This is a genomic window from Aeromonas sp. S11(2024), assembly GCF_041402345.1.
GTDB classification, from domain to species: domain Bacteria; phylum Pseudomonadota; class Gammaproteobacteria; order Enterobacterales; family Aeromonadaceae; genus Aeromonas; species Aeromonas veronii.
Map to the genome: position 1 here is coordinate 26,502 of NZ_JBGLRC010000020.1, position 20,135 is coordinate 46,636.

Below are 20,135 nucleotides of genomic sequence, written 5' to 3' on the forward strand. Positions count from 1 at the left end.
TTTACTTCCCTTTGCGATAACGGGGATGCTCGTCCTGGATCGGCAACCAGGGCAGTTGGCTGTCGGTATGGATGTGATAGGTTGGCGCAACAGCATCCGGATTATCGAGGGAGGCGATAGCCAACGTGAGGTACTCAGGGTACTGGGTGCTGCGATACGTGAGGGTGGAGCCACACTCGGCGCAAAACCCCCGTCGGATAAAATCTGAAGACGCATACTCGGTCGGTTTGCCGCATAACCACTGCACCTGTTCGGCGTGAAAGTCCATCCAGGCCCCGACCGGTGCACCCGTGGTGCGCTGGCAATCCCGACAGTGACAAAAATCGGTCGCAAAAGGTGCAGTCAGTACTTCATAACGGATTGCCCCGCAATGACAACCCCCCTTCATCTTGCCCCCTCGTTGCAATTTTGCACAAGCCAAAGAGATTACCAATATAAACCGGCCGTTTACATCTATTTTCTCAAGGGAATAAGCGACAATGTACCGAGATAAAGCTGAGTGATATAGCCAGACCTCACCATTTCAGGTGATAAATGACAGTTTACCAATAGAGAAGATACTCCTCATATTCGCAATGAGAGGTTTCATTTTATGGTGAAAAATGAATTCATAAGTAGCGCACTAAGCTCATCAGAAGACGCTAGTTTATGGAGGCTAACGAACCTGAATATAAATTTCACTCTCAACTTTGATTAAACACTATTTTATTTCAATTTTCAGATAAAAACTTACCTTATCAGTTAGAACATAAGCACCATTGAAAATACAAGATAATATTCAGTGATGCACTGCTGATAATTAACGAGGAGAAGGCGTTATCCGCCCTCTCCTCTTTGGGAGTTAAATTACGCCATCTTATTTGGCAGGAACTACAACCCAGGGGCCACCTTTGGCGGGATCATCCCCTTGCGTCCACCATTTTGCCTGATAGACGGCGCCCTTGTAGCTCACCTTGCTGCCAGCGGTATAGACCTTGCTGGCATCCCAGGCAGGCTGACCATCAACCGGCGGATCAACCGGATCGACCGGGGCGGGATCGAGCTGGGCGACGATCCGCACTTTCGGCCAGTTGGCGTGGGAGCCGTAGAAGTTGGTCACGCACTTCTCGTAATCACCCGGTACCAGCGCAGAATAAGCGGTCTGAAAGCCCACCAGCTCGCACTCGAAGGAGTAACCACCCGGGCGATCCGGATAGTATTTCCAGTTGCCATCCCAGTTGGTGTAGAGCACGTCGGTAGCGCCATTGAGATTGAGGCTGCCATAAGGAGTCTGCTGCCAGCAGGTGTTCTTCTCATCCGCCTTGATCGGGATCTGGTAGTGGTTGGCCAGCCCTTCCCAGTAGCGGATACGATTGACCGGCTGCCCCTTGTCCTTGTTCTGTTCACCACACTCGATGCCACCGTTGATGACGTTGATGGTGGTACCGAAGCCATAGCCGATACCGGCGTCAGCCTCCCGTTTGGAAGGTACCCAGGTGCGATCAATCACGTGCAACATGGCCGGTTTCGGGGCCTGCGGGGTGAGGAAGAACCAGATGGCAGAAGCGAGGTTGAGCCAGGAGTCCGCCACCAGCCCCGGGTTGTTGAGCAGCACGGAGGCATCGCCATCGAACATCGCCTCGGAGAAGGCACCGTAGTTGAAGTGGTAGGAGAGCTGCTTGGCGCCGCGGCCGAAGTACCCCTGACCCGTGCTGCAAGGCCACTTCTTGTTCTGCCAGTCGTTCTGGCCACAGCCGGTGGTGTAGCCGGTCTGTCCCTCTGACCAGCCCATCTCCCGCACATGCACCAGCGCCTGTTGCCACTCCTCCAGCCCCAGCGGGTTATCGGAGACGTTCTCCTTGGCAATATGGCCCCCCGTCTCCTGAGAGAAGTGCGCAAAGGCCGTCACAATGGATTTTTTACAGATCGCATCAGAGTCGCGACCGTCGGTATATTCGCCACAGAACGCAGGGAATTTACCGATGGCTCGCAAGAAGCGGACATAAGTATATTCCGGCGCTGCCATCTGGGTTAAATATTCCCATTCAGATTGGGGAAATACCCGTTCAACCCGTTTTACGTTGTCAGGATTGCTTGCCAGACCCGGTTCAATGGCATCAACGATTTTATTGGACCGGGTGGCCAATGCCTTGGCCCATATTGCATACATGGGATTAGCCGTCTTGGCTTTTTCCACGGCGGCCAGATCCGGGGCCGCAATCACATATCCTCCCGCATTTTGCGGATCGGGTTGAATATTCATGGCTGCACTCATTGCGGCATAGCTTGGCAATGCGCAGGCGGCAGCGATTAGCCAGGCACAACGCTTGGGTTTGAACATGTTTATCGTCCTTGTTTGAATTAATGCGTTCCAAGAGTAGGTGTTTCAACAACTAAATTCACGATGAGAATTAAGAAATAAGCAGAATTTGTGAGCCATTTCACCTTGTGATATTCAGTGCAGCTGAAACAAAGAAAAGGAACCCAAACGAAAACACCAGAGCGTGATCTGTCGCCCATTTTTAGAACAGTTGAGACGGCCGGGTGGCCTGCCATACGGTCATTTTTCGTGATGAAAAAAATGGCTGACAGGCTCAACCTGTCAGCCATCATCAATGTTCAAGAAAAATGCTCAAAATAGCCGGATGTCAGGCACGCACGGCACGGATCAGGATATTGCGCGGGGTCATGGGTTTGGCACAGAACTCCCCCACTTCGACCCGATAGCCCTGCTCTTGCAAAAAGAGCGCGCGATCCAGCGCCAGCCAGATCTCGAGGGGACGGCGAAACAAATGACGCACCAGCTCCATGCGGGCGACATCACCAAAGCGGCGCTCCCCGTGTTCCAACCAGGCGGAATAGTTGAGCCCGGCGGGCAGCACAATCCCTTTGCGCTCGGCGGCCCAGTTGCAAAATGCCGTGAAACTGCCGGTCAGCAGGCTCTTTTGCATATTGGGCACCGGCAGATACTCATCCACCCCGCGCACCTGACGCTGCAGGCAGTCAAACCCGAGCCGCCACACCACTTCCTGCTCGCGCAGGCGGGCGATCCGCGCACCGCCGGTCACCGTCTCCTGTAGCGGCAACTTGAGATCCGCTTTGCTCAACACCAGCTCGCTGGCATTGGCCGCGGCTGACAGCGGGCGATAGTGGCTGGTACGGATCAGGTGGTAACAACAGGGAGAGATGGTCACTCCGCGGGCACTGCGCTCGGCCACCCGCTCCAGCAGATGGGTGTGCAGCTCGCCGCAGGCATGGAGTGCCATAGCGTGATGTTCGGGGGCGATCAGCGCCGCCGACTCGGGGGCAAAAGCATCGGCGCAGGTAAAGGTCATATTGGCGCCATCCCGCTCGGCCAGCAGCCGACCTTCGTCACAAAGCTGCCCTTGCAACTCCAGACTGAGGATCGGAGCCTGCCGATGAATTGATACCAGCCGCCCAAGGTGGCCCTTGCCGGCACACCACTCCAGATAGGGGCCCTGATGGGCAGGCAGACAGGCGGTGAACGACTCGATCTGGGCCTGCTTGCGCCCCGGCATATGCCGCGCCATCTCCTTGCTGCAGGTGATGGGCTCTGGGGCAAACGGGACAAGCTGACTGAGTTGCTGCAGCTCGGCTCCCTCGGCAATCCAGGGGACAAGCAGACTGCTGAGGGCATCCATATCCGCATCGAGCTCCGCCAACTGGCCGAGCGTCAGCCCATTGAGCAACGCCGCCAGTTCGGGCGCCTCATCGGCAAAGGCCATGGTCAGATGATGATATGGCTGATATTGCCACCAGCGCCGGTAGCGGGTGAGCAGTCGATCCAGTTGTTGAAAACGTTGAGCCAGCACGAATGCCCCTGCCTTGCAGTCAAAAAGGAGGCTCATTCTAGCGATCCCGCTTCAAATTGCACTCTCAATACCTGACGATCAGCTCCGCGCAACAGCACAGCCAACCCTGTGAGCCAGAGCAGACCTGACAAAGTGCGGGGTTTTATGCTATATTCCGCCCCCTCTTTCACGCGCCCCGCCCAACGCGGGTCGCTTTACCACTAGCTATGGGACCAACAACATGACCATCAACGCCATTCTGCAAGCGCGCGCGGGCGCCAAGTGTGAACTGTGCAGCGCCGAGCAGGCGCTGACCGCCTTCGTGGTGCCTCACTCCCCCGCCAGCGACGATGATCACAGCGTTGCTATCTGTGACACCTGCCGTGGTCAGCTGGAACAACCGGATACCCTGGTGGTCAACCACTGGCGTTGCCTGAGTGACAGCATGTGGAGCCTGGTGCCTGCGGTGCAGGTGATGGCATGGCGCCAGCTGAAAACACTCTCCGGCAAGGGTGAGGTGTGGGCTCAGGATCTGCTGGACATGATGTACATGGAAGACGAAGCCAAGGCCTGGGCTGAAGCGGGTATTGCTGACGAAGATGACGACAGCGTACCGACCGTTGACTCCAACGGCGCCGTGCTGCAAGAGGGCGACTCCGTCACCCTGATCAAGGATCTGGACGTGAAAGGCGCCGGTTTCACCGCCAAGCGCGGCACCTTGGTCAAGGGCATCCGTCTGACCAACAACCCGCTCCATATCGAAGGCAAGGTTAACGGCGTGCAGATCGTGCTGGTGGCAGCCTACCTGAAAAAGGCCTAAGCCCAGCATTTGCTTGCTCTGCAGACAGGGCTCAAGCACAACCATAAAAGGATGGCGTCGCACCTAATGCCTGTCAGTATTAACTGACTGGCATTGTGACTAAACGTTGTTTTAGGGGTTGTTCATGCGAGAAACCATGATCGACTCCTGAGCATCTTTAATGTCATCCGGTTTAGTGAGCAGATCTAAGTCGCTTTGCCCTAAGAGGACACCAAGACGAGGAGTGTGCCGCACATAGTAGGTCTTTCCACTTTCAATGTTCAGCACAACTTCTTCATTACCAAACTCACTTTCGCTAGCCAACTTGTAGCTCGTTCCCGCCTCCAACTTCAACAAAAAGAAACTCTTGTTATAAATATCTACGGGTGTTTCATCTCCCAAATAAACGACATAAGAATGTTGCCTGGCAAGCCAGTAGTCACGGAAGAGATAGACATAGCCCTTGCCTTTAGGGGCTGGGGTAAAAGCTTTGGCTTGAACGATGGCCGGATCGTTCGGGTTCTGTGCGGGTAGAGATGAACAACCGCCGAGAATAAGGAAGGCCATAATCATCAAAGCGGCATACAGATTGCGCATTGGTAAACCTCATATTATGGAAGATTGTGATTTCTTGTTTTTTTATCGACTGTCCCCCAACTCGTTATTCCGCATTTTCACCAGCCTGCTCTCCTTCTTGTGCTCCAGTAATGATCGCATGGTAAAAAAGAGCATTAGCCTATCTTGCTGGCATTACACCCCGGTATAGCAATCAAGCAACCCTGATCAGAAAAAAGGCACATCCAGATGGATGCGCCTTGTTTACATGGCCGATGTCTTTAACCGACAGCGGAAATGGTCACTCAGGAGGAGAGTTTGCCGTCCAACTCTGCAATCTTGGCATACCAGTAGGCCGGGCCGGTTTCGTGGATATTGTTGCCTTCGGAGTCGACCGCTACGGTCACCGGCATATCTTCCACTTCAAACTCGTAGATCGCTTCCATGCCGAGATCGGCAAAGGCTACCACGCGCGCCTTCTTGATCGCCTTGGCCACCAGATAGGCGGCGCCCCCAACGGCCATCAGATAGACAGCCTTGTGCTGCTTGATACTCTCGACGGTTTTCGGGCCTCGCTCGGATTTGCCGATCATGCCGATCAGGCCGGTTTCACCCAGCATCATGTCGGTGAACTTGTCCATCCGGGTGGAGGTGGTGGGGCCTGCCGGGCCAACTACTTCGTCACGCACCGCATCGACCGGGCCAACGTAATAGATAAAGCGGTTGGTGAAATCGACCCCTTCAGGCAACCCTTCGCCATTTTTCAGCATGTCGGCGATACGCTTGTGGGCGGCGTCACGACCGGTGAGGATCTTGCCGGAGAGCAGCACGGTATCACCGCTCTTCCAGCTGGCCAGCTCGGCCTTGGTGATGCCATCGACGTTGACGCGGCGCACGTTGCCACCCGCTTCACGGGTGATCTCCGGCCAGTCACTCAGTTTCGGCGGCGTCAGTTCGGCAGGGCCTGAACCATCCAGCTCGAAGTGAACGTGGCGGGTGGCGGCACAGTTGGGGATCATCACCACCGGTTTGGAGGCGGCGTGAGTGGGGGCAGATTTCACCTTCACATCCAGCACGGTAGTCAGGCCGCCCAGACCCTGGGCACCGATCCCCAGCTTGTTGACCTTGTCGTAGAGCTCGACCCGCAGCTTCTCTTCAGTGGTTTGCGGGCCACGGGCGATCAGCTCCTGAATGTCGATGTGCTCCATCAGGGCCTCTTTGGCCAGCACCGCCGCTTTCTCGGCGGTACCGCCGATGCCGATGCCCAGCATGCCGGGCGGGCACCAGCCTGCGCCCATGGTCGGCACGGTTTTCAGCACCCACTCGACGATATCGTCAGAGGGGTTGAGCATCACCATCTTGGATTTGTTCTCGGAGCCGCCGCCTTTGGCCGCGATGCTCACTTCCACCTTGTTGCCGGGGATCATGTCGATATGGACCACGGCAGGGGCGTTGTCTTTGGTATTCTTGCGACTGCCGGCCGGATCGGCCAGCACGGAGGCGCGCAGCGGGTTGTCAGGATTGGTGTAGGCACGACGGGTCCCTTCGTCCACCATCTCCTGCACTGTCATGTCGCTGTCCCACTGGACCTGCATGCCAATTTTGACGAAACAGGTCACGATGCCGGTGTCCTGGCAGAGCGGACGATGACCTTCGGCGGACATGCGGGAGTTGATCAGGATCTGGGCCAGCGCATCTTTGGCGGCCGGGTTGGCCTCACGGTCATACGCCGCTTTGGCAGCCTGAACAAAATCCAACGGGTGGTAATAGGAGATGTACTGGAGGGCATCTGCGATAGAATCGATGAAATCCTGTTTTTTTATAATGCTCATATCATCCTCACTGGTCCTTGTCTCTGCCACAGAGCAGGGCAAGGGCTTCCATATGATGGGCCGTGCTGACGTGCTGGCTAAAAACTATCAACCAGCAAAAAACGAACGACACGGCAGTTTTTTCTTAAGTCACCGACACCTATGATACGCTTGCCCACCAGCACCGACTAGGGTTCGGGAACCAAACTGTTGCCTGTGTAACATAAAATGACGCCAACACTTCATATCCATCATCTAGACCATAGTGCTGAACTCCATCAGCTTTTTGCCCGCCTGCAACATCAGCCGTGGGCCATGTTGCTGGAGTCGGCGGGGCCACTCGGTGCCGATAACGGCTTTGATATCATCACTGCCGATCCGCTGGCGACCCTCGAAACCCGTGGCGAGGTGACCACTCTGCGTGTCGGAGCGAATATCAGCAAACACCACGAAGATCCCCTCGCCCTGCTGGCCCATACCCAGCAACAGCTGCTGGGGGAGCTGGATCTGTGTGCCACTCACCTACCCTTTATTGGCGGCGCCCTCGGTCTGTTTGGCTATGATCTCGGCCGCCGCTTCGAGCGACTGCCAGTGCAGGCCGCCGCCGATATCGCAGTGCCGGACATGGCGGTGGGCATCTACGACTGGGCGCTGCTGCGCAATGTGGCGACCGGCGACTGGCAGCTGGTGCACTGGGGGGATGAAGCGGGTCTTGCCAACCGGCTGGCTTGGCTTGAACAGCAGCAGGCCAAACCGGCCCCCACTTTTGCCTTGCAGGGGTCGTGGCAGAGCAATATGAGCCGCGCCGAGTATGGCGAGAAGTTTGCCCGTATTCAGGAATATCTCGCCGCAGGGGATTGCTACCAGATCAACCTGACCCAGCGTTTCAGCGCCCCCTATCAGGGGGATGAGTGGCAGGCCTATTGTCTTCTGGCAACCGCCAACAAGGCCCCCTTCTCTGCCTTTATCCGTCTGCCGGAGAGCGCGCTGCTGAGCCTCTCCCCCGAGCGCTTCCTGCTGCTTGATGGCCGTCATATCGAAACCAAACCCATCAAAGGCACTCGCCCTCGCCACCCCGATCCGGCCATCGATCGGCAAGTCGCGCGGGAGCTGGCGCAGGCGGACAAGGACAGATCAGAGAATCTGATGATCGTTGATCTGCTGCGCAACGACATCGGTCGGGTCAGCAGGCCAGGCTCGGTCAGCGTGCCTCATCTCTTTGCGGTGGAGTCGTTTCCGGCGGTACATCATCTGGTCTCCACCATCCATGGTGAGCTGGATGCACGCTGGCAAGGAGTCGATCTGCTGCGCGCCTGTTTCCCGGGTGGCTCCATCACCGGCGCCCCCAAGATCCGCGCCATGGAGATCATCGAAGAGCTGGAGCCCCAGCGCCGCAACGCCTATTGCGGCAGCATCGGCTATCTCAGCCAGCACGGCCGGATGGATACCAGCATCTGCATTCGCACTTTGATCGCCGAAGCGGGTCGTCTGCACTGCTGGGCCGGTGGCGGCATCATCGCCGACTCCGACGCCGACAGCGAATATCAGGAGACCTATGACAAGGTCGCCCGCATCCTGCCGCCGCTGTCGGCGCTGTAACCCTCCCCACTGTCTGGCCAACGCACAGGAGAGCTCCCCGCCATGGATCGCCACGAACTGCTGACCCGCTTCCAGTTGCAGCAACCCGCCCCGGCCCATCGCCTCGCCATCGGCGGGCTCAGTCCGGCGGCGGTGTTGATCCCGGTGGTGATGCGCGATGAGGGGCTCAGCGTGTTATTGACCCGGCGCAGCCCCCGGCTGCGCCATCATGGGGGACAGATCAGCTTCCCCGGCGGGCGACAGGATCCCGGCGACGAAAACCTGATTGCCACGGCACTGCGGGAGACCGAAGAAGAGCTCGGCATTCCGGCACGGCTGATTGAAGTGATCGGCACCCTCAACCCGCTCAATACGGTGTCACGATTCGAGGTACTGCCGGTGCTGGGGCTGCTCGATGGCAACTATCCCCTCATCCTGAGTCCGGATGAGGTGGATCACGCCTTCGAAGTGCCGCTGACCCATCTGCTGGATCGACGCAACCACATCCCCCTGACCCTTTCCAGAGGGGGGAAAGCGCACACCATCTACTGGATCCCTTGGCAACAGCACTTTATCTGGGGGGCTACCGCCAGCATGATCAACCAGCTAGCCCAGCATCTCGCAAAATAACAATTTACCTACATTTGGCTGAGCGAGATTTAATCATTAACACTAAAATAACGTGCCAATTGATAAACAATAATTGAATTTTTCTTGTTTTGATCACATTTCCATAAGAAAGTGCGGTTTTTCGTGCCGTAAAGATGAATTTGATCAACATTTTTGATTAGAAAAACCGTATCCTTGCGCCGACTTAATAAGAACCACACATTCGGGGTGAGATAGATGTCAAACACAGTCACTGGCACGCAGGGAGTTGCGGCGTCAACAGAGCAAGGGATCCGCTCTACTCAAACCACTCGTTGGGAAAAACGCGACTCTACCTGGGTCATCAGTCTGTTCGGGACCGCAGTTGGCGCGGGGATCCTGTTCCTGCCGATCAACGCGGGTATGGGCGGTTTCTGGCCGCTGGTCGTCATGGCGCTGCTGGTAGGTCCCATGACCTATCTGGCACACCGTGGTCTGGCCCGCTTCGTCCTTTCCTCCAAAAAGCCAAATGCAGACATCACCGAAGTGGTGGAAGAGCACTTTGGCGTGGGTGCCGGTAAATTAATCACCCTGCTCTACTTCTTCGCCATCTACCCCATCGTGCTGATCTACGGCGTGGGTATCACCAACACCGTCGAAAGCTTTATGGTCAACCAGCTGCAGATGAGTGCCCCGCCGCGCTGGATCCTCTCCATCGTGCTGATCATGGGCATGATGTCGGTGATGCTGGCCGGTGAAAAGCTGATGCTGAAAGTGACCGAGCTGCTGGTTTATCCGCTGATCGCCATTCTGGCCGGTATCTCCCTCTACCTGATCCCGGACTGGACCGGCGCGGCGCTGGAGCAAGTGCCCTCTGCCAAGGATTTCGCCACTACCCTGTGGCTGACCATCCCGGTACTGGTCTTCTCCTTCAACCACAGCCCGGCCATCTCCAGCTTCTCCCTGGCCCAACGCCGCGACCACGGTGATCAGGCTGTCGAGAAAGCCGATGCCATCCTCAAGCGTACCGCCATGGTGCTGCTGGGCTTCGTGATGTTCTTCGTCTTCTCCTGCGTCATGAGCCTGACTCCGGCTCAGCTGGCAGAAGCCAAGGCTCAGAACATCGCCGTGCTCTCCTATCTGGCCAACCAGCATGCCAGCCCCATCATCTCCTACTTCGGTCCGCTGGTTGCGTTCGTGGCCATCGTCTCCTCCTTCTTCGGCCACTATCTGGGTGCCCGTGAAGGTCTGAAGGGGATGATCGTGCAGAACATGCGCAAGTCAGGCAAAGAGCCGAACGCCAAGAAAGTCGAGATGTTCATCATCGCCTTCTTCATCCTGACCCTGTGGGGCACTGCCATTGCCAACCCCTCCATCCTGGGCATGATTGAATCCTTGGGCGGCCCGATCATCGCTACCATCCTGTTCATCATGCCGATGTACGCCATCAAGCGCGTACCGGCCATGGCGAAGTATCAGGGTCATATCAGCAACGTATTTGTCGCTGTGATGGGGATGATCGCCATCTCCGCTATCCTCTATCAGCTGGTCGGTTAATCCCCTACCTGCCGCTGATAGCAAAAAGCCAGCCGAACAGTCGGCTGGCTTTTTTATCTCTGCAATGCAATCTGTGCCTCCGCGATTCCCCTGCTCTCTCCTTATTACTCCTCTCACTCTGTTGGCTGTCTGCATGATCACCAGCACCATGACTGAACACGTCGGGTATCAACATGACCCCCCTCCCTGCCCGCAGCTCAATATCGCCAACACGTTTACTCCCCCTCACCAAACCATGATGGCGTGTCTGATAGGACGGGTTGGGTTCATCTGCCGCAGCCAGCCATCTTCGTTCTTCTGTGATGCTGTGATTCTGTGATTGTCCTGAAGATCTGGGGTAAGCCATAGCAATCGGCTCTTGGCAGAGCAGACAAAGGTGTGTGACGCACAACAGAGGGAGTAAGCACAACTCGAAGGGATACAGATAAGGCAGCACCCTGGACAAGGGCGACAGAATGTCCGGCACATCAGCCAATGAGATTGCTCAAAGAGGAAAAGAGAGCAAAGCCGACAATAAAAAGCGCCCTCCGAAGAGGGCGCAAGTGTGTTGCGAAACTGACCGTTGCGAGATCAGGCTTCGCGGCTCGGTACCGGAGCCACATCCTGCAGGGTTTCATCTTCGGCCATGCAAGCTGCGGCGGTGAACAGCACGTCGGTGGAGCTGTTCAGCGCTGTCTCGGCAGAATCCTGCAGCACACCGATGATAAAGCCGACGGCTACCACCTGCATGGCGATGTCATTGCTGATGCCAAACAGGCTGCACGCCAGCGGGATCAGCAGCAAGGAGCCGCCCGCCACACCGGACGCGCCACAGGCACTGATGGTGGCGACCACGGAGAGCAGAATGGCCGTTGCCATGTCCACTTCCATCCCCAGGGTATGTACCGCCGCCATGGCCAGCACAGTGATGGTGATGGCCGCACCCGCCATGTTGATGGTGGCACCCAGCGGGATGGAGACAGCGTAGGTATCTTTGGGCAGGCGCAGTTTTTCACACAGCGCCATGTTGACCGGAATGTTGGCGGCAGAGCTGCGGGTAAAGAAGGCGGTCACGCCGCTCTCTTTGAGGCAAGTCAGCACCAGCGGATAGGGGTTGCGCTTGATCTTCCAGAAGACGATCAACGGGTTGACCACAAAGGCGATAAACAGCATGCAGCCGATCAGCACCACCAGCAGTTGAGCATAGCCAAACAGGGCGTCAAAGCCGGTCTCTGCCAGCGTGGAGGCAACCAGACCCAGGATCCCGAGCGGGGCACAGCGGATCACCGCTTTCACGATGGCGGAGACACCGTGAGACAGGTCAGTGATCAGCGCCTTGGTGCTCTCGTTGGCATGGCGCATGGCGATACCCAGACCGATAGCCCACGCCAGGATCCCGATATAGTTGGCATCCATCAGCGCCTTGACCGGGTTGGTCACCACGTTGAACAACAGAGTCTGCAGCACCTCGGTGATCCCGCCCGGCGGGGTGATCTCGGCAGTATTGGCCACCAGATGGAGGTTGGAGGGGAACAGGAAGCTGGCAATCACCGCGACCACGGCCGCAGAGAAAGTACCAAACAGGTAGAGCGCCAGCAGCGGGCGAATATTGGTCTTCTGACCCTGCTTGTGACCAATGATGGCCGCCATCACCAGTACGAATACCAGCAGCGGGGCTACCGCTTTCAGTGCACCAACAAACAGATTGCCAAGCAGACCTGCCGTTTTCGCCCACTCGGGGGCAAACAGAGCCAGCAAGATACCGAATACCAGACCAACCAGGATCTGGCTGACCAGACTGGTGCTATTGACCAGCCGAAGGAGGGGGTGTTGTTGTGTCATCAAAAAAGTCCCTAAGCACCGTAGTGCATGAATCATGAGTCCTGTCTGCAACCACCCATCGGGAGACCCCTGTCGCCCGAATGTGGTGTCTGTGGCCAGCCTTCTGTCGGGCCGATCCGCCAGTCACCGGATTGCATGACGGAATATCCCATTCACCATCTTTTTTTTCCAGAGACTCACCAAAAAATATCCCGTTTCCATCACAAAAAACCGCAACAAAACCTTAACCACAGCGCAACCACCCATTTTTGTACGTTTTATCGACACTCTCTGCCCTCACCCTCACGACCATTCCTATGCCACCCGTGACCGTGTCGCTGTGCTATCATCCCCCATTTGCCGCGGAGCCTTGCCATGATCCCATCCCTGCTCAACCAATATTTTGGTTTCTCCGCACTCAGGCCAGGTCAGGAAGCGGTGATCAGCCGGGTGCTGGCAGGTCAGAGTGCCGCCGCCATCTTTCCCACCGGCTCCGGCAAGTCGCTCTGTTATCAACTGCCTGCCCTCGCCCTGCCTCACCTGACCCTGGTTATCTCGCCGCTGCTGGCGCTGATGCACGATCAACTCGCCTTCCTCAAAAGCAAGGGAATAAGCGCCGCTACCCTCGACTCAAGCCAGAGCCCGGAGGAGAGCCGACGAGTGATGCAGCAGGCGCTGGATGGCCAGCTCAAGATCCTGATGATTTCGGTAGAGCGACTCAAGAACGAGCGCTTTCGCCACTTTATCCAGCAAGTGCCGCTCTCGCTGCTGGTCGTCGATGAGGCGCACTGTATCTCGGAGTGGGGCCACAACTTTCGCCCCGACTACCTCAAGCTGCCGAGCTATCGCCATGATCTGAAGATCCCGCAGGTGCTGCTGCTCACCGCCACCGCCACACCAGCGGTTATTCAGGATATGCAGACCAAATTCGGCATAGCGCCGGAGGGGGTCGTGGTCACCGGTTTCTACCGCCCCAATCTTGATCTGGCGGTCATTCCCCTGTCGCCCGATGCGCGGGATAGCTGGCTCGCACAGGAGCTGGCCAACGCTCCGGCGGCCCCCACCATCGTCTACGTCACCTTGCAACACACCGCAGAAGCCTGTGCCGAGCAACTCATTAGAGAAGGGATCAACGCCCGCGCCTATCATGCCGGACTCGACTCGGCGCTGCGCAATCAGATCCAGCACGACTTCATGGCGGGCAAGGTGGATTGCATCGTCGCCACCATCGCCTTTGGCATGGGGATCGACAAAGCGGATATCCGGCGGGTCATTCACTACGATCTGCCCAAATCCATCGAGAACTACAGCCAGGAGATTGGCCGCGCCGGACGGGATGGCCAACCATCGCGCTGTATCGTGCTGGCCAACCAGAGCCAGCAGCCGGTGTTGGAGAACTTCGTCTACGGCGATACGCCGGATTTGAGTGCCATTCTCCAGCTTCTTGCCATCATCAAGCAGAGTGGGAGCGAGTGGGAATTCACCCTGCTGCGCCTCTCCAACGACACCAATATCCGCCAGTTGCCCCTTAAAACCCTGCTGGTCTATCTGGAGATGGCAGGCATCATCACCCCGGCCTACAGCTACTACGCCGACTACCGCTTCAAGTTTGTGCTGGATAAAGGCGAGATAGTGAGCCGCTTCAATCCGGATCGTCGCCAGTTTCTGGAGCAGCTGTTCGCCTGCGCCCCGCAAGCCCGCAGTTGGTGCACCATGGACTTTGACGCCCTCTGGCAGGGCTATCAAGGGGAGCGACAGCGGGCGGTTGCGGCGCTCGACTACCTGCAGCAGCAAGGCTGGATCGAGCTTGAAAGCAAACAGATGACCGAGGTCTACCGGATCACCCGTCAGGGGTGGGACTGCGAGCAGGAGGCTAAAGCGCTCCATGCGCTCTTCTTGCAAAAAGAGCAGAGCGAGCTGGCAAGACTGCAAGCCATGCTCGACTTTTTCACCTCAAGTGAGTGCCTGAGCCACCGCCTCGCCCGCTATTTTGCCGATGAGGTGGCGCCGGTTCATTGTGGCCACTGTTCTGTTTGTCGCGGCGAGGTGGCACATCTTCCTCCCCTGCCCCAACTGACCATGCCAAACGAGGCGGGGATCCGCGCCTGGTGCGATCCGCTGATTGCCAAGACAGGTTCGGTGGATGCGCGTGTTCTGGCCCGTTTCCTGTGCGGTATCGCCACTCCGCTGACCAGCCGGATCAAGGCCAAATCGCTGGCGGGCGCAGGCCAGTTGGCCTCTCACCCGTTTGCCCGCGTCCTGGCTGCCGTGCAACAAGCCTACCCTCGCTAGATGAGTGCTGACGGCTTCAATAGCCACCAGCAGAAACAAGCGTTTACAGACGCAAAAAAAAGAAGACCCTCGCGGTTGCGAGGGTCAAGCCAACGGAAACGTGCTTAAACAGAGCTTGGTGAGGCAACAGTCAACTCTCTTGCTAAAGCGTCTTGCTGCTCACACATCGCCAATCTAGGGCACTCAAAATGTAGCGTCAATGTAAAAATTAGAGCAAAAAATCCAAACAAAGTGATTTACGTTGACGTTCACGTAATGACATTTTCATCCATAACCCCGCTAACCCGCAGCCCCATTGCCTTTCGTCAAACCCCTTAATCTTTTCGCAATAAGTTCCCTGTTTCCCATAAACATTTATTTTTTATGTCTTTGACATTTACCTCACTATCGTGGCAAAAATAATTTAACAGTCAGTAACATAGCGGTGTTGTTGACTGACCCTCCCCGCAAAAGGATCGGGCAGGTTTCTTCAGAATTTAACCTATCAACCGTGATGGATTACTGGAGTCTGTTGACTAGGCTTTAAAAGCGCACAACACAAAAGCAGTCATCCACTTTTTTCAGGGTAAGCGACTATAACGAGGGCAAAGTTATGGGCATATTCGAGCATTACCAACAGCGATATGAAAAAGCGAGAGAAGAGGAATATACCATCCAGGAGTTCCTGGATATGTGTAAGCAGGACAAAGCCTGCTACGCCTCCGCAGCCGAACGTCTGCTGACCGCCATTGGTGAGCCGGAGATGGTAGACACCTCAGCCAACCCCAGACTGAGCCGACTCTTCTCCAACCGCGTCGTGGCACGCTATCCCGCCTTCAAGGATTTCTACGGGATGGAAGAGGCCATCGAACAGATCGTCTCCTACCTCAAACACTCAGCCCAGGGGCTGGAGGAGAAGAAACAGATCCTCTATCTGCTGGGCCCCGTTGGCGGCGGTAAATCCTCGCTGGCAGAGAAACTCAAATCCCTGATGCAGAAGGTGCCCATCTATCGCATCAAGGGCTCACCGGTCAACGATCACCCCTTCTGCCTGTTCGATATCGAAGAGGATGGGGAGATCTTGGAAAAAGAGTACGGCATCCCGCGCCGTTACCTGCGTCCCATCATGTCCCCCTGGGTGGCCAAACGCCTGCACGAGTTTGGCGGCGACATCACCAAGTTCAAGGTGGAGAAGGTCAACCCCTCCATCCTCGATCAAATCGCCATTGCCAAGACTGAACCCGGTGATGACAACAACCAGGACATCTCCTCACTGGTCGGCAAGGTCGACATCCGCATGCTGGAGCACTTCGCCCAGGATGACGCCGATGCCTACTCCTACTCAGGCGCGCTGTGTAAAGCGAACCAGGGGGTGATGGAGTTTGTCGAGATGTTCAAAGCCCCCATCAAGGTGCTGCACCCGCTGCTGACTGCGACCCAGGAGGGAAACTACAACGGTACCGAAGGGCTCTCCGCCCTCCCCTTTGACGGCATTCTGCTGGCCCACTCCAACGAATCCGAGTGGCAGCAGTTCCGCAACAACAAGAACAACGAAGCTTTCCTCGACCGGGTATACATCGTCAAGGTGCCTTACTGCCTGCGCGTCTCGGAAGAGGTGAAGATCTACGAGAAGCTGCTGATCAACAGCGAGCTGACCGAGGCCAAGTGCGCCCCGGGTACCCTCGAACTGCTGGGCCAATTCTCGGTATTGTCACGGCTGAAAGAGCCGGAAAACTCCAGCATCTACTCCAAGATGCGGGTCTATGATGGCGAGAGCCTGAAAGACACCGATCCCAAGGCGAAGAGCTATCAGGAGTATCGCGACTACGCCGGTGTGGACGAGGGGATGAATGGTCTCTCTACTCGCTTTGCGTTCAAGATCCTCTCCCGCGTCTTCAACTTCGACCACGCGGAAGTGGCCGCCAACCCGGTGCATCTCTTCTATGTGCTGGAGCAACAGATCGAGCGCGAGCAGTTCCCGCAAGAGCTGCACGATCGCTACCTTGAGTTCATCAAGGGCTATCTGACCCCGCGCTATGTGGAGTTCATCGGCAAGGAGATCCAGACCGCCTATCTCGAGTCCTACTCCGAGTACGGTCAGAATATCTTCGATCGTTACGTCACCTACGCCGACTTCTGGATCCAGGATCAGGAGTACCGTGATCCCGAAACCGGCCAGCTGTTTGACAGAGCGTCTCTCAACAGCGAGCTGGAGAAAATTGAAAAACCCGCCGGGATCAGCAACCCGAAGGATTTCCGTAACGAAATCGTCAACTTCGTGCTGCGTGCCCGGGCCAACAATGCAGGCCGTAACCCCAACTGGACCAGTTACGAGAAGCTGCGCACCGTTATCGAGAAGAAGATGTTCTCCAACACGGAAGAGCTGCTGCCGGTTATCTCCTTCAACAGCAAAACCTCGGCAGAGGAGCAGAAGAAGCACGATAACTTTGTCGAACGGATGATGGAGAAAGGCTACACCCGCAAACAGGTGCGACTGCTCTCCGAATGGTATCTCAGGGTACGCAAGTCATCCTGACCCTGACTGTTCAAGGGGGAGTTATGGCGCATTTTATCGACCGCAGGCTCAACGGCAAAAACAAAAGCGCTGTAAATCGGCAGCGCTTCATCCGCCGCTACAAGAAGCAGATAAAACAAGCGGTCTCGGATGCTGTCTCCAAGCGCAGCATTCAGGACGTAGACAAGGGTGAGAGCATCAGCATCCCGACCAAGGATATCGGCGAGCCCCATTTTCATCAGGGGCACGGCGGTAAACGGGAGATGGTGCATCCCGGCAATGACCAGTTCGTCTCCGGCGACAAGATTGACCGTCCCAAAGGAGGGGGCGGTGGACAGGGTTCCGGCGAGGGACAAGCATCCAATCAGGGGGAAGGGGCCGATGATTTCGTGTTCCAGATCTCCAAGGATGAGTATCTCGATCTGCTGTTTGAAGATCTGGAGCTGCCCAGGCTGCAGAAAACCCAGCTCAACCAGCTGATGGAGGTGAAAACCTACCGGGCGGGCTACACCTCAAACGGGGTGCCCGCCAACATCAACGTGGTGCGTTCCCTGCAAAATTCGCTGGCACGTCGCATGGCGCTGCAAGCAGGCAAGAAACGCCAATTGCATGAACTGGAAGATCGGCTGGCCCTGCTGGCCACCGATCCCAACGAGCACTTTGCCGAAATCGCCCTGCTCGAGAAGGAGATCAGGGAGCTGAAACGACGGATCGATGCGGTGCCGTTTATTGACACCTTCGATCTCAAGTTCAACAACTTCGTCAAACGGCCCGTCCCCTCCAGCCAGGCGGTGATGTTCTGTCTGATGGACGTATCGGGCTCCATGGATCAGGCCACCAAGGAGATGGCCAAGCGTTTCTATATCCTGCTCTATCTGTTCCTGAGCCGGACCTACAAGAACGTCGAGGTGGTCTATATCCGCCACCACACCCAGGCCAAAGAGGTGGACGAGCACGAGTTCTTCTACTCCCAGGAGACAGGCGGCACCATCGTCTCCAGCGCCCTCAAGATGATGAATGACATCATCAACGAGCGTTACCCCGCCAACCAGTGGAACATTTATGCGGCGCAGGCGTCGGATGGTGACAACTGGGCCGATGACTCGCCGCAATGCCGGGAGATCCTGGCGCGGGACATCATGCCAAGGGTGCGGTACTACTCCTACATCGAGATCACCACCCGTGCCCACCAGACCCTGTGGCACGAATATGAGTCGGTAGCCAGCCAGTTCCCTCACTTTGCGATGGAGCACATTCGCAAGGTCGAGGATATCTATCCGGTGTTCCGCGAGCTGTTCAAGAAACAAGCGGCGTGAGGAGGTCACATGATCGAAACAGAAAAACGTGTAGCGCCACTGGATGACGGACCAGACTGGAACTTCGATCTGCTGGAGACCTATCACCAGGAGATCGCCCGGGTCGCCCGCTTCTACAAGCTGGACACCTACCCCAACCAGATCGAGGTGATCACCGCCGAGCAGATGATGGATGCCTACTCCAGCGTCGGCATGCCCATCGGCTATCAACACTGGTCGTTCGGCAAGCGCTTTATCCATACCGAGCGCAACTACAAGCGCGGCCAGATGGGGCTGGCCTACGAGATCGTCATCAACTCGGATCCCTGCATCGCCTACCTGATGGAGGAGAACACCATGCCGATGCAGGCACTGGTGATGGCCCACGCCTGCTACGGTCACAACTCCTTCTTCAAGAACAACTACCTGTTCAAGGCCTGGACCGATGCCTCCTCCATCATTGACTACCTGCTGTTCGCCAAGAACTACATCACCCAGTGTGAAGAGAAGCACGGTATCGAGGCGGTGGAGCAGTTGCTCGACTCCTGCCATGCCCTGATGAACTTCGGGGTGGATCGCTACAAGCGCCCCCAGAAGATCTCGATGGCAGAGGAGAAGCGGCGCCAGAAGGCGCGGGAAGATTATCTGCAGACTCAGGTCAATGAGCTGTGGCGTACCCTGCCCAAGCAGCATAAAGCGGCTGGCGTGGAGGACAGGCGCTACCCCGCAGAGCCCCAGGAGAACATTCTCTACTTTATCGAGAAGAATGCCCCCTTGCTGGAGCCCTGGCAGCGGGAAGTGGTGCGCATCGTGCGCAAGATAAGCCAGTATTTCTATCCGCAAAAGCAGACTCAGGTGATGAACGAGGGGTGGGCCACCTTCTGGCACTACACCATCCTCAATCACCTCTATGACGAGGGCAAGCTGAGCGATCGCTTCATGATGGAGGTGCTGCACAGCCACACCAACGTGGTTTATCAACCAGCTTACAACAGCCGCTACTACTCGGGGATCAACCCCTATGCGCTGGGGTTTGCCATGTTTACCGACCTGCGCCGCATCTGCGAGAACCCGACCGAGGAAGATAGATACTGGTTCCCCGACTATGCTGGCAGCAACTGGGTCGAAACCCTGCACTTTGCCATGCAGAATTTCAAGGACGAGAGCTTTATCAGCCAGTTCTTAAGCCCGAAAGTAATGCGGGATATGAAGCTGTTCGCCATTGATGATGACGATCTGAAGAACTATCTGAAGGTCTCCGCCATCCACAATGACGAGGGGTACCGTCAGGTGCGCAATACCCTGTCGGCCCAATACAACCTCAGCAATCTGGAGCCCAATATTCAGGTGTACAACGTCGCCGTAAAGGGGGATCGCTCCCTCACCCTGCGCTATGTGCCCCACAACCGCATCCCCCTTGGCGACTCACGCCATGAGGTGCTCAAACACCTGCATCAACTGTGGGGATTCGACGTGGTGCTGGAGCAGGACAACGGCGAGCTGCCGCCCGATATCATCGGCCGCTGCCCGGAGCGCAAACCGGGGATCTGACCCGTAACGTGATATCTCGACGGC

The 20,135-nt window shown here is 56.7% G+C and carries 14 protein-coding genes; 8 read left to right on the forward strand and 6 right to left on the reverse strand.

Annotated elements, in window-relative coordinates:
* Position 1: 1 nt before the first annotated feature.
* From ACB040_RS15255 to ACB040_RS15265, 3 genes are all read right to left on the reverse strand, one after another.
* On the reverse strand, positions 2-388 hold the full coding sequence (locus ACB040_RS15255; protein WP_179903930.1) for a GFA family protein: 387 nt from the start codon (positions 386-388) through the stop codon (positions 2-4).
* A gap of 468 nt (positions 389-856) precedes the next feature.
* Positions 857-2,320: a chitinase gene (locus ACB040_RS15260; protein ID WP_338770945.1), complete on the reverse strand. Its 1,464-nt coding sequence runs from the start codon at positions 2,318-2,320 to the stop codon at positions 857-859.
* 307 nt (positions 2,321-2,627) lie between these two features.
* A complete protein-coding gene (locus ACB040_RS15265; RefSeq protein ID WP_338770947.1) occupies positions 2,628-3,848 on the reverse strand; it encodes a methyltransferase in 1,221 nt (406 codons plus the stop codon).
* A 184-nt stretch (positions 3,849-4,032) separates the two neighbouring features.
* On the opposite strand from ACB040_RS15265, the gene ACB040_RS15270 reads away from it, so the two are divergent.
* A complete protein-coding gene (locus ACB040_RS15270) occupies positions 4,033-4,611 on the forward strand; it encodes a PhnA domain-containing protein (RefSeq protein ID WP_338770949.1) in 579 nt (192 codons plus the stop codon).
* Positions 4,612-4,722: 111 nt separating this feature from the next.
* On the opposite strand, the gene ACB040_RS15275 is transcribed toward ACB040_RS15270, so the two are convergent.
* Positions 4,723-5,187, reverse strand: coding sequence for a DUF2846 domain-containing protein (locus ACB040_RS15275; RefSeq protein ID WP_338770951.1), 465 nt, complete (start codon positions 5,185-5,187; stop codon positions 4,723-4,725).
* 263 nt (positions 5,188-5,450) lie between these two features.
* A complete protein-coding gene (locus ACB040_RS15280) occupies positions 5,451-6,977 on the reverse strand; it encodes a fumarate hydratase (protein WP_338770953.1) in 1,527 nt (508 codons plus the stop codon).
* 294 nt (positions 6,978-7,271) lie between these two features.
* Between ACB040_RS15280 and pabB the strand changes: the two genes are divergently transcribed.
* From pabB to ACB040_RS15295, 3 genes are all read left to right on the forward strand, one after another.
* The gene (gene pabB / locus ACB040_RS15285) at positions 7,272-8,555 is read left to right on the forward strand and encodes an aminodeoxychorismate synthase component I (protein WP_338774994.1); all 1,284 of its coding nucleotides are present in this window, start codon (positions 7,272-7,274) and stop codon (positions 8,553-8,555) included.
* A gap of 42 nt (positions 8,556-8,597) precedes the next feature.
* Entirely contained in the window at positions 8,598-9,164 is a 567-nt protein-coding gene (locus ACB040_RS15290) for a CoA pyrophosphatase (RefSeq protein WP_139437513.1), read from the forward strand.
* A 216-nt stretch (positions 9,165-9,380) separates the two neighbouring features.
* Complete coding sequence (locus tag ACB040_RS15295) at positions 9,381-10,679, forward strand: serine/threonine transporter (protein WP_005351750.1); 1,299 nt, start codon at positions 9,381-9,383, stop codon at positions 10,677-10,679.
* Between the two features lie 570 nt (positions 10,680-11,249).
* On the opposite strand, the gene sstT is transcribed toward ACB040_RS15295, so the two are convergent.
* A complete protein-coding gene (sstT, locus tag ACB040_RS15300; protein ID WP_279504802.1) occupies positions 11,250-12,500 on the reverse strand; it encodes a serine/threonine transporter SstT in 1,251 nt (416 codons plus the stop codon).
* A 354-nt stretch (positions 12,501-12,854) separates the two neighbouring features.
* Between sstT and ACB040_RS15305 the strand changes: the two genes are divergently transcribed.
* The 4 genes from ACB040_RS15305 (at position 12,855) to ACB040_RS15320 (ending at position 20,111) form a co-directional block, all read left to right on the forward strand.
* On the forward strand, positions 12,855-14,771 hold the full coding sequence (locus ACB040_RS15305; protein WP_338770965.1) for a RecQ family ATP-dependent DNA helicase: 1,917 nt from the start codon (positions 12,855-12,857) through the stop codon (positions 14,769-14,771).
* Between the two features lie 592 nt (positions 14,772-15,363).
* Positions 15,364-17,286, forward strand: a complete 1,923-nt coding sequence (locus ACB040_RS15310) for a PrkA family serine protein kinase (RefSeq protein WP_005333223.1) — start codon at positions 15,364-15,366, stop codon at positions 17,284-17,286.
* A 23-nt stretch (positions 17,287-17,309) separates the two neighbouring features.
* Positions 17,310-18,581, forward strand: a complete 1,272-nt coding sequence (locus tag ACB040_RS15315) for a YeaH/YhbH family protein (protein WP_005360363.1) — start codon at positions 17,310-17,312, stop codon at positions 18,579-18,581.
* A 9-nt stretch (positions 18,582-18,590) separates the two neighbouring features.
* Positions 18,591-20,111: a SpoVR family protein gene (locus tag ACB040_RS15320; RefSeq protein WP_019445117.1), complete on the forward strand. Its 1,521-nt coding sequence runs from the start codon at positions 18,591-18,593 to the stop codon at positions 20,109-20,111.
* The last annotated feature ends 24 nt before the right edge of the window (positions 20,112-20,135 follow it).